This is a genomic window from Acinetobacter bereziniae (assembly GCF_016576965.1).
GTDB classification, from domain to species: domain Bacteria; phylum Pseudomonadota; class Gammaproteobacteria; order Pseudomonadales; family Moraxellaceae; genus Acinetobacter; species Acinetobacter bereziniae.
Map to the genome: position 1 here is coordinate 3,777,967 of NZ_CP066119.1, position 12,356 is coordinate 3,790,322.

3 protein-coding genes are annotated in these 12,356 nt (G+C 41.3%); 1 reads left to right on the forward strand and 2 read right to left on the reverse strand.

Annotation, left to right across the window (positions count from 1 at the left end; genetic code table 11):
- Nucleotides 1-389: 389 nt before the first annotated feature.
- A complete protein-coding gene (locus tag I9192_RS17640; RefSeq protein ID WP_171499358.1) occupies nt 390-3,104 on the reverse strand; it encodes a DUF2339 domain-containing protein in 2,715 nt (904 codons plus the stop codon).
- A 162-nt stretch (nt 3,105-3,266) separates the two neighbouring features.
- On the opposite strand from I9192_RS17640, the gene polA reads away from it, so the two are divergent.
- On the forward strand, nt 3,267-6,029 hold the full coding sequence (polA, locus tag I9192_RS17645; protein ID WP_005033544.1) for a DNA polymerase I: 2,763 nt from the start codon (nt 3,267-3,269) through the stop codon (nt 6,027-6,029).
- Between the two features lie 400 nt (nt 6,030-6,429).
- Here the strand turns inward: polA and I9192_RS22415 are convergent, their stop codons facing one another.
- Nucleotides 6,430-12,327: a BapA/Bap/LapF family prefix-like domain-containing protein gene (locus I9192_RS22415; RefSeq protein WP_228289327.1), complete on the reverse strand. Its 5,898-nt coding sequence runs from the start codon at nt 12,325-12,327 to the stop codon at nt 6,430-6,432.
- Nucleotides 12,328-12,356: the final 29 nt, after the last annotated feature.

Here is a 12,356-nt window from a genome sequence, read left to right on the forward strand (position 1 = left end):
AGAGATTTATTATTTTTCAATGAGTTGAAGATTTAATTACATCGAACTCAGGTTAAATATAAATAAATATCAAAAATATACCACGCATTGATCAAAATCTCTAATCAGCTTTTTTGTCTTAGTAAAAAGTATTTAATATTGAGATAAATCTAAACATTGATGAAACATATACGGGACTTCTATTACTGGGCACCATCTTAGCGATTTGATTGAAACGCTAAAATAAAGTATCTCGTGATATGCTTGAACTTGGTATATTTATTTCTAAGTCATACTAGAAGGTTCAGAATAAATAAAATTTAGCCACATTCTCACTAAAATCATCTCAGAACTTAACTCAATAAACACTAAGGTTTCAATATCTCGCCTTGAACCATCCACAGACTTAATTAAGACTCTAAACGCTTTGGTTCAGGAATAGGGGCAATATAGGCGATGAGTAACATCACAAAACCTGCTCCCAAGAACGATATGACTCGGGTCAGTGTGCCGATATGAGATAAATCAAGCAAAACCAGCTTCAAGGTCACAATGACCAGAATGCTGCCACCTAAAATCCATACAGGACGTAATTGTTTACGGCTGGCAAAACTCATACTAATCAACGCCAGGCTCACCCAAAGTAAGGTCAAACTTAATTGTGCCGTCGCATCTTGCCATAAATCCAATTGATTATAAGGTGTAGCAAAATACACATGTAGCGCACGCAGAACCATATAACTACTTAACCAAAGTAGACTTAAAACCGACAAAACAGCCAGAATACCTTGGTCTGTACCCTGTTGTAGAGCCAGCTTCTGTTGCAAGTTGAGCATCCATAAAAAGCCCATTAACATTGCAATACTCACCAAATCAAATGGGTTCAAGATTGGCAATAAATAGCCTTGAAAAGCCTGTTGAGAAAATAATTGCGAACAGATGATCCATATCAGCATCAGCGCCAAACTGGTTCGTGTTTGCCAAAAAATTTTCCAATCCGCACTTTTCTGAATAAAGCACCACCCACAAAACAATAAAGGTAATATCACGACACTAATATAAGGTGTATAAGGAATTAAAGTTAAGCTAGCTAAGCTTAAACTGATTAAAACGCCTAAACTCCCCCACTCTTCCATAAAGCGTAGCGCATGAAAAGGTCTTAACCATAGTGTGGTCAATATCAATCCTGCTAATGTCATTCCCCATCGATCAATGTCAGTTTGCCAAACCAATACACCATTTTGACTTATATCCAATAAAAGAATCAGTGCAAAAACATAAATAGGAATAATACCAATCCACTTGGGGATCAACCATGTTGATAATGCTTTTAACTTGAGCATCAATTCATTCATCAACAGATAAGTAGCGCTGAGTATCAGCAATGTGTATATGTAGCGATAAGCACCATTAAAATAGTCAAGGAGTAGAATAAGCAACATCGACGTTGCTGCAATCATCAATAAACTCAGAAATAAGGTAGACAGCGCATTCAGTTGCTGTCGAAATGTCTCACGACTATTTCCCAATAACACTGCAAAAATATAACTAATACATAAATACCAGTACATTGTAGTTGGGAAGTTTGGCAGTTTAAATAAATAATACAGGCTTGTTGCCCCTGCAACGACCATCAATGCCATCGCCAAATAACGGCTAATTGCTGATTGTCGATATAATGCATACCCCCATATACATAACCCTTCGAGTACCCATCCGACTACACTCCATTGTCCATGTAATAAAATAGGTGGAATCAAAGCCATAAAGATCAAGGCAAGACTAAAATAACTCTGTGAAATCAATCGAATCGACTGATTACGTTTTGAAAATTGATAAATACCTGCGAAAAGCGCAGCAAAAGCTAAACTAAAACTCGCCAATAACATGCTTTGATGAAAATAAAGCAAATATAAAAAAAGATAGCTGACAATCGGAGCACCAAAAATCAAGGCAATATCTAAACTCGGTTTAAGCTTAAATTGTTCCACATCTTGTTTGGCAATTAGTTGGCTAAAACGGAAACCCAACCAAATAAAAACAGCTGTATGCGCAAAAATTAAAAGGGTAAGTGTCTGTTTGTCTTGTAAATCACCATGACCAATTGCATAGACACTCGCAACGATTGCTGTAACCAAGAAACCGATTTGATTCAGATATTTCCACGGTCTCAAAGTGCTCATTATCGCAATTGCAATATTAATCAGCAAATAATAGGTTAAAAGCTCAACGACAGTGGCGTCGCGTACGGGTAAGGTAAAGGGTGCAATGTAGGCAATTGACATTGCCATAAGTGCCAATTCAACACTTTGCTGCTTTAAGCTTAAGCTGAGTGTAATGAGCATAATCATAACAAAGCAAAGGCTTGCCAGATAAATATTAGAAATTACATGGGTATAATATGCAAAAAATAAGGTGAGAGATAATCCAGCAAGCCCCAATCCCTCCAGTGCCAATGCAAAACTACGATTTTTACTTTGCAGACTCAGACCAAGTGTGGTGATTGCGATACTCGATAAAGCAACCAATGTGAGTTTAATTACGAGACTCAATTGCCAATGCTCTGTTGCAAAACGCAGTAACAGTATAATGCCAATGACCAACACCAATATGGCAACTTTCAGTACAGGATTCCCCTTAAAAATCCAATCTTGAATTTGTGAAATCAAACTCGTTGCGGAATCTCGTGGCACTTCTTCAGATTGCGTTGAAGGAATTGAGAATGAAGCAGTTGATCGATTCGCAGAATATTCAAGCGACTGAATTTGTATCTGAACTTGTGTGAGATAACGTTCTAGACGCCTCAACCATCTAAGAAAAAAGAAAATCCATGCCGTTAAACCTAGTCCCACCATCCAACTCAAATGTAGGGTTAATCCGACAACAGCAATGATAGAAGAAATATAGAGCGGGACTTTTGAGGTACTATGTAACGGTAAATGCATGCTTTGGGCGATATCTAACATCGGATTTTGAATCGCATCGACATAGTGCATTACACTCATGACAAAAGCTAAACCACAGAGATAAGTCAATACGTGTGCATCTAAAAACCATGCACTCACCGCAATAATGATGAGCATCATTAACCAGATAATGCGAATTTCACTCTGCCCTTTCAGCATATTTTTACTTTCTTCATCCTCAATATATTGATCATACAACAGCATTCCAACATGATTCTGTTAATTCATCAGATATTCAGTAACACAAGCACGATGGTTGCCACTACGCAACAGAGAAAAATCACGTACAATAAAGCGGTAATTTGAATTAGGAAAATATCAATGCCACCATTTGTATTGGTCGATGGGTCATACTTTTTATTTCGTGCCTTTCATGCACTCCCACCTCTAACAACATCAACGGGATTACAGACCAATGCGATTCGTGGAGCAATCTCGGCAATCCAAAAGCTTATGCGTCGTGTACAACCAACCCATATGGCTGTTATTTTCGACACACCTGAACCGACTTTTCGTCATCAGCTTTCACCGATTTATAAAGGTGATCGCCCAAGTATGCCTGAAGAATTATCCCAACAAATTCCTTATTTACATGCGCTAATTCGCGCCTTAGGGATTCCACTTCACACCCTTCCAGGTGCTGAAGCTGATGACATTATCGGTACCTTAGCCAAACGTGCTGAAAAAGAAGGTTATCAAGTTTTAATCTCAACTGGCGATAAAGACATGGCGCAGTTGGTGACAGATAAAGTGACATTGGAAGACAGTTTCAAAGACAAACCAATGGATGTTGATGGTGTCATTGAAAAATTTGGAGTACGTCCGGATCAGATTATTGATTATCTAACCTTAATGGGAGACGCATCAGATGGTATTCGTGGAGTTCCTGGGGTAGGTGCAAAAACTGCCGCCAAGCTTTTAAATGAATATGGTTCAATCGATGGCATTTTAAAAAATGTGGACAATATCAAGGGTAAAGTTGGACAAAGTCTAAAAGACAATGTTGATGGGATTACTCTTGATCATCAACTTGCCAGCATCATCATTGACCTTGATTTAAACATCAGCTATGAGGACTTAAAACTTTGCGATCCTGATGTTGAAGCATTGCGCAACTTATATACAGAGCTTGAGTTCCGTAACCAATTACAGTCTTTAGATCATCCCAACAATCCCAATAGTTCAACCTATAAACAAACTGCACAAAGTGCCATCAAAACTGAACAAGCTGTTGAAAGTGAAATCACCGATCAAGCCACAAGTTCAAGTGTCGATGACCGTTTAGGTGAAGCAACGTATCATACTGTATTAAGTCAAGATGTTTGGGACAAAGTATTCCAGCGTTTAAGTACGGCAAAACGCTTTGCAATTGATACAGAAACAACAAGTTTGGATTATCGTGTTGCTGAAATGGTAGGTTTCTCGCTTGCATTCGATGCGCATGATGCCTATTACATCCCTTTAGCACATGATTATGAAGGTGTGCCACAGCAACTCAATCGCGAAACAATCATTCAACAAATTAAACCTATTTTAGAAGATCCAAATATTGAAAAAATTGGGCATCATTTAAAATATGATGCGCATATTTTTGAAAACCATGGGATTCATCTACAAGGTTGGTTCTTTGACACCATGTTGGCATCTTATGTGTTGAACTCAGTAGCAACTCGTCATGGTATGGATGATGTTGCTCGTGTTTATCTGAGTCATTTAACGACAACCTTTGAACAGGTTGCGGGTAAAGGGGCGAAGCAAAAAACCTTTAATCAAATTGATATTGAAACTGCTGGTCATTACGCAGCAGAAGATGCGCATGTCACTTATCGCCTTTATGAAGTATTAGAACGAAAACTCAAAGAAATCCCAGAGCTCAGCGGAATTTTACACAATATTGAAATGCCTGTTGCTAGCGTTCTGACCAGTATGGAAGAAAATGGTATTGAGCTAGATTTAAAATTTTTGGATCAACTCAGTGTTGATTTCGCCAATACAATTCAAAACCTTGAAAATCAAATTATTGAGATCGCTGGTGAATCTTTTAATGTCGGTTCACCAAAGCAAGTGGGTGAAGTCTTATTTGAAAAACTGGGTTTAAAAGGGGGCAAGAAAACAGCAACAGGACAATACAGTACCTCTGAAGCTGTCTTGGAAAAAATTGATCATCCAATAACCCAACTGATCATTGAGTATCGTGGTTTAACCAAATTGCGAAGTACTTATACTGAAGCTTTGGTCAAACAAGCGAATAATGAAACCCACCGAGTGCATACGAGCTATCATCAAGCGCTAACTGCAACTGGTCGTTTATCTTCAACAGATCCGAACTTACAAAATATTCCAATACGTGAAGAAATTGGACGACAAATTCGTAAAGCATTTATTGCACCCAAAGGTCGTGTGTTACTCGCTGCCGATTATTCTCAAATTGAATTACGTTTAATGGCACATTTTTCGCAAGATGAGGCTTTAGTCGATGCCTTTAAAAATGGACAAGATGTACACCGCCGCACAGCATCTGAAGTATTGGGCGTTGCTCTTGAAAATGTGACTTCTGACCAACGTCGTCAAGCGAAAGCAGTGAACTTTGGCTTATTGTATGGGATGTCTGAGTTTGGCTTGATTCGTCAATTGGGCTTTACCCGTGAAGAATCACAAAACTACATCAAACAATATTTCCACCGTTATCCAGGCATTTATGAGTATATGCAACGTACTCGTCAGGTCGCTTTGGAGCAAGGTTTTGTTGAAACCATTACAGGCCGTCGTTTATATACACCAGATATTGATGCACGGAATATGATGGTGCGCAAAGGCGCTGAACGTGCTGCAATTAATGCACCATTGCAAGGCTCAGCAGCAGAAATCATCAAAATGGCAATGATTGAAGTTGATAAAATCCTACCTAAAGATCAAGCAAAACTTCTTTTACAGGTTCACGATGAATTGGTGTTTGAGGTCGATGAAGCTGTTGCCGATCAAGTGGCTGAACAGATTAAAGATGTCATGCAAAAAGTTGTGACTTTATCTGTCCCTTTGGAGGTTGAGGTTGGTCAAGGCAAGAACTGGGGAGAAGCTCATTAAGTAAGCCCAGTTTTTAATCTATTCTCTTTATAATGGAGCGTAGATTAAAACATATCCTTCGCATCACAAGATTAAGATGGAAGTCAAATCAAAGCACTTCTATCTTAATTGCGTGGACTATTTTTAGAATCAATTATTTGGGCTTTTGTTGTTGATCAACTTATCCTAGACAGAATCAACGTGATCTTCAGTATATAGCTTTGTTAATCCGCCTTTACAGTAAATCTGTATTTTTTCAACTCTTCGCGTAATGGTTGATAAAGATGAGATTTTGCTGGATGAATGAGATTTAATATTTTAGATTGATTTTCCAATATATTCTGTCAAATAAAAATGCCCCACAAATGGAGCATTTTTATTTATAAAAAATTAGAATTTAATCTATCAAAGCCAAGAATACTTAACCGATCACAATTTGCTGATTAATCATATCCATTAAATCTATTTTACTCTTACCTTCAATAATTAATATATCCGCCCATTCATGCTGAGTATTTAAACTACCATCACGATCTACTTTGAGTACTGCATTACCGCGACCATCATCTTCAATTTTGATAAATTCTCCAATATTACTTTTATCTGAAAGTAAGCCATCAAAGAAATCAGAACTGAATTCAATTTTATCGTTTGATTGGTAATCCACCCAAACATCAGTACCATTGCCGCCAGTAGCATCAGCATTGATAAGCACATCATACATGATGGTGTCATTACCACGACCTGTAGAAATAATATCATTGCCAGAACCGCCATAAATAATATCATTACCTGCACCTGCAATAATAATGTCATCACCGGCACCACCATAGATCGTATCATTCCCACCCTTAGTGGCTGGGTCATTCGCATCAGCTTCAACAAATTTCTTATAATTTTCTTTCACAAAATCATAAATTTGCTGTTGGGTTGGTTCTGCTCCACTTGTGACTTCTGCTTTTAAATACGCAATCAGTGTTGAATAACCTGAATATTGTGGATGCATCAAAGGATCTCTACCTGACCATGTAATCCAGTTGGTATTCATCGCGTCACCAAACAAGATATCATCACCTGCACCACCTTTAATGGTATCGCTGCCTACATCAGCAGGTACAAAGTTTTCTGAACCGCCGATCAAATATGCAATGAGTTTATCCGCATCAGCAATTGCTTTCGCTTCTCCATGATTTGAACCACTCCAAGCACTAGGTAGCTTATTTCCATTCGCATCTGTATTGTCGTAGCGTGACACAGTTGCATCACTTACAGCACTACTCACACCAACAGCAAAGACTTTACTTTGATCAGCCAATGGACGGAAGGCGCTATCTAGTGTGTTTTGCGAACTATTTGGCTCACCATCCGTAATATAATATGTTTGATTTTCAAAGTTAGCATCAGACACATCATTGAACCAATTTACAGCTTTATTAAAACCTAGTTCAGGATAAGTTCCGCCTCCTGCTTGAAGCCCATCATTTTTTCCAGTTCCAATATCCGCAAAGATTTGATCAATATTGTCTACGCTTACATTGGTATAGATTTTATTGACGGTGTTTCCAAGACCATTATTTGCTGAAAAAGATGCGATTTGTAAATTAATCGTACCGTCATGATCAACCATCTGTTGAATAAAGGCTTTTAAACCTTTTTTGGCAATTTCAAGACGCGTTTCGCCTTCTGGAACATTCGCGCCATTTCTAATCGTTCCTGCCATATTAAATAGCATACTTCCTGACAAGTCTAAAACGATGGATACGTTATAGTTCTTTCCAGCCACAAAGTTTGTTTTTAAGCCACCCGTGTCTCCTGCGATTAAATCATCACCTGATGTACCAATGATGGAGTTATCCCCATTTGTAACACCCGTCGACTGATCATTTTTGATCACAGGATCAACTGTTTCAATATCATGGTCTTGAATCGTATTTCCATTACGATCATTGGTTTTTGCAACAACATCTACTGTAGAACCTTGCGTACCTGTTGCAATACCATCTGCTGGTGTTAACTCATAAACATAATGACCATTTGAATCTGTTTGAACCGTTCTATCAATTTTAACTTGTTCTCCATTTTCATCATAACCCGTGATGGTAATCACCACATCGCTATTCGGTGCAACATCTGTGGTGGTTCCAGTGATTTTACCCGCTGTATTGATCTCAACCGTAATCTCAGCTGTGACCAAGTCTAAGCCAGTATCGTCAGGCGTACTTGGATCGTTGTCGTTATCGCCTTGACCTGCAAGATGATCGCTTGCGGGTCCAACACCTTGACCGTTGCGATCTGTGGTCGTGGCTTCAACATTCACTGCCGATCCATCTACGATGCCATCAGCGACCGTGAGTTCTGTCTGGTAGTTGCCATCCGCATCGGTCTTCACCGTCTTGTGAATCACGACATCTTTGCCTGCTGCATCTTTACCGGTGATGGTAATCACCACATCGCTATTTGGTGCAACATCCTTGGTGGTTCCAGTGATTTTACCTGCTGTATTGATCTCAACCGTAATCTCAGCTGTGACCAAGTCTAAGCCAGTATCGTCAGGCGTACTTGGATCGTTGTCGTTATCGCCTTGACCTGCAAGATGATCGGTTGCGGGTCCAACGCCTTGACCGTTGCGATCTGTGGTCGTGGCTTCAACATTCACTGCCGATCCATCTACGATGCCATCAGCGACCGTGAGTTCTGTCTGGTAGTTGCCATCCGCATCGGTCTTCACCGTCTTGTGAATCACGACATCTTTGCCTGCTGCATCTTTACCGGTGATGCTAATCACTACATCGCTATTCGGTGCAACATCTGTGGTGGTTCCAGTGATTTTACCCGCTGTATTGATCTCAACCGTGATCTCAGCTGTGACCAAGTCTAAGCCAGTATCGTCAGGCGTATTTGGATCGTTATCGCCTTGACCTGCAAGATGATCGCTTGCGGGGCCAACACCTTGACCGTTGAGATCTGTGGTCGTGGCTTCAACATTCACTGCCGATCCATCTACGATGCCATCAGCGACCGTAAGTTCTGTTTGGTAGTTGCCATCCGCATCGGTCTTCACCGTCTTGTGAATCACGACATCTTTGCCTGCTGCATCTTTACCGATGATGGTAATCACCACATCGCTATTCGGTGCAACATCCTTGGTGGTTCCAGTGATTTTACCTGCTGTATTGATCTCAACCGTGATCTCAGCTGTGACCAAGTCTAAGCCAGTATCGTCAGGCGTACTTGGATCGTTGTCGTTATCGCCTTGACCTGCAAGATGATCGCTTGCGGGTCCAACACCTTGACCGTTACGATCTGTGGTAGTCGCTTCAACATTCACTGCCGATCCATCTACGATGCCATCAGCGACCGTAAGTTCTGTTTGGTAGTTGCCATCCGCATCGGTCTTCACCGTCTTGTGAATCACGACATCTTTGCCTGCTGCATCTTTACCGATGATGGTAATCACCACATCGCTATTCGGTGCAACATCTGTGGTGGTTCCAGTGATTTTACCCGCTGTATTGATCTCAACCGTAATTTCAGCTGTGACCAAGTCTAAGCCAGTATCGTCAGGCGTACTTGGATCGTTGTCGTTATCGCCTTGACCTGCAAGATGATCGCTTGCGGGTCCAACACCTTGACCGTTGCGATCTGTGGTAGTCGCTTCAACAGTGACACTTGAACCATCTACGATGCCATCAGCGACCGTGAGTTCTGTCTGGTAGTTGCCATCGGCATCGGTCTTCACCGTCTTGTGAATCACGACATCTTTGCCTGCTGCATCTTTACCGGTGATGGTAATCACCACATCGCTATTCGGTGCAACATCTGTGGTGGTTCCAGTGATTTTACCCGCTGTATTGATCTCAACCGTGATCTCAGCTGTGACCAAGTCTAAGCCAGTATCGTCAGGCGTACTTGGATCGTTGTCGTTATCGCCTTGACCTGCAAGATGATCGCTTGCGGGTCCAACACCTTGACCGTTGCGATCTGTGGTCGTGGCTTCAACATTCACTGCCGATCCATCTACGATGCCATCAGCGACCGTGAGTTCTGTCTGGTAGTTGCCATCCGCATCGGTCTTCACCGTCTTGTGAATCACGACATCTTTGCCTGCTGCATCTTTACCGGTGATGGTAATCACCACATCGCTATTTGGTGCAACATCCTTGGTGGTTCCAGTGATTTTACCTGCTGTATTGATCTCAACCGTAATCTCAGCTGTGACCAAGTCTAAGCCAGTATCGTCAGGCGTACTTGGATCGTTGTCGTTATCGCCTTGACCTGCAAGATGATCGGTTGCGGGTCCAACGCCTTGACCGTTGCGATCTGTGGTCGTGGCTTCAACATTCACTGCCGATCCATCTACGATGCCATCAGCGACCGTGAGTTCTGTCTGGTAGTTGCCATCCGCATCGGTCTTCACCGTCTTGTGAATCACGACATCTTTGCCTGCTGCATCTTTACCGGTGATGCTAATCACTACATCGCTATTCGGTGCAACATCTGTGGTGGTTCCAGTGATTTTACCCGCTGTATTGATCTCAACCGTGATCTCAGCTGTGACCAAGTCTAAGCCAGTATCGTCAGGCGTATTTGGATCGTTATCGCCTTGACCTGCAAGATGATCGCTTGCGGGGCCAACACCTTGACCGTTGAGATCTGTGGTCGTGGCTTCAACATTCACTGCCGATCCATCTACGATGCCATCAGCGACCGTAAGTTCTGTTTGGTAGTTGCCATCCGCATCGGTCTTCACCGTCTTGTGAATCACGACATCTTTGCCTGCTGCATCTTTACCGATGATGGTAATCACCACATCGCTATTCGGTGCAACATCCTTGGTGGTTCCAGTGATTTTACCTGCTGTATTGATCTCAACCGTGATCTCAGCTGTGACCAAGTCTAAGCCAGTATCGTCAGGCGTACTTGGATCGTTGTCGTTATCGCCTTGACCTGCAAGATGATCGCTTGCGGGTCCAACACCTTGACCGTTACGATCTGTGGTAGTCGCTTCAACATTCACTGCCGATCCATCTACGATGCCATCAGCGACCGTAAGTTCTGTTTGGTAGTTGCCATCCGCATCGGTCTTCACCGTCTTGTGAATCACGACATCTTTGCCTGCTGCATCTTTACCGATGATGGTAATCACCACATCGCTATTCGGTGCAACATCTGTGGTGGTTCCAGTGATTTTACCCGCTGTATTGATCTCAACCGTAATTTCAGCTGTGACCAAGTCTAAGCCAGTATCGTCAGGCGTACTTGGATCGTTGTCGTTATCGCCTTGACCTGCAAGATGATCGCTTGCGGGTCCAACACCTTGACCGTTGCGATCTGTGGTAGTCGCTTCAACAGTGACACTTGAACCATCTACGATGCCATCAGCGACCGTAAGTTCTGTTTGGTAGTTGCCATCCGCATCGGTCTTCACTGTCTTGTGAATCACGACATCTTTGCCTGCTGCATCTTTACCGGTGATGGTAATCACCACATCGCTATTCGGTGCAACATCTGTGGTGGTTCCAGTGATTTTACCTGTATTATCAATGTGAATGTCTATGTTACTGTCTACACGATCAAGCCCAGCACTTTCGTCCTCTGGAGTATTTGGATCATCAGTCGCATTTTTACCTAACTGATCTTCCGCTTGAACAGTATTGCCATTACGATCAACAACTTCTGAACTTACAGTCAAATCACCATCCACAAATTCTTCTGGAACTTCAGCTGTATAGCTTCCATCTGGCTGAACAGTAACTTCGATGTCTTTGCTTAATGTATTTCCGTTCTTGTCTTGTCCTGTAATGGTAATAACAACTTTCGTTCCTTCAGGAATATTTTCTGTTTTACCAATGATTGAGCCATCCGTTTTTACTTCAACACTATTTTTCCCATTGGGAATATTTTCTTTATTTTTATCATTATCATGTGTTGCTGCGATGACACCACCGACTACACCTGTCCCAATCAGCCAAGGAAGCATTCCAGTCAAATGACTACTTGCTTCAGGTAATAATGCTTCCAGCCCTGTGATTTCTTTAAAGCCTGAAACTCCATCAAACCAATATAAAATACAACCATCTTCATCTTCAAAGACTAAATCTGAAGTTACTTCTTGGTGAACTACAAAGAAGTTTTCAATAACAATCACTTCACCGTTTTTAAGCTTTAATAATAAATGATCACCATCTCGAATATATTCAGCCACATCATCTCTATTCATTTTAGTATGAATAATTGATGCTTCTGACAAAGTGATATGGTTGGTATCTACCGTTGATTTACTTAAAGAATCTTTTTCAATTACAACAAAATTAGCCATTTTTTACCTAAGGAGATTATGTACATTTA